Origin of the sequence: Blautia faecis (assembly GCF_020554845.1) — a bacterium.
Taxonomy (GTDB): Bacteria; Bacillota; Clostridia; order Lachnospirales; family Lachnospiraceae; genus Blautia_A; species Blautia_A faecis.
In genome coordinates, this window is sequence record NZ_JAJCIA010000105.1 from 1 (window position 1) to 415 (window position 415).

The 415-nt window shown below is 51.1% G+C and carries 1 rRNA gene; it reads right to left on the reverse strand.

Features of this window, described 5'->3' with window-relative positions:
* Positions 1 to 352: ribosomal RNA gene (locus tag LIZ66_RS18410) — 23S ribosomal RNA — on the reverse strand; the annotation flags it as partial.
* Between the last annotated feature and the right edge of the window lie 63 nt (positions 353 to 415).

Consider the following 415-nt stretch of genomic DNA (forward strand, 5'->3'; position numbering starts at 1 on the left):
CGGCCGGCTTTCCCAAAACCGTTCTGTTAGCTTCCGAGAATCTTAAATGCAGTCCGTAACCCCGGAATGCACGCATTCCGGTTTAGGCTCTTCCGCGTTCGCTCGCCGCTACTTGCAGAATCGAGTTTTCTTTCTTTTCCTCCGGGTACTTAGATGTTTCAGTTCCCCGGGTTCCCTTCCATACGTTATGGATTGGCGTATGGATGACAGAGGTGTGCTCTGCCGGGTTTCCCCATTCAGAGATCTCCGGATCAAAGGATATTTGCTCCTCCCCGAAGCTTATCGCAGCTTATCACGTCTTTCTTCGGCTCTTAGTGCCAAGGCATCCGCCCTGTGCCCTTATTGCTTGACCTTTCGCTCATCACCCTAGCGTAGGTGATGCGGTCTTTTGATTCTCATTGTTGATCTTTGTCTG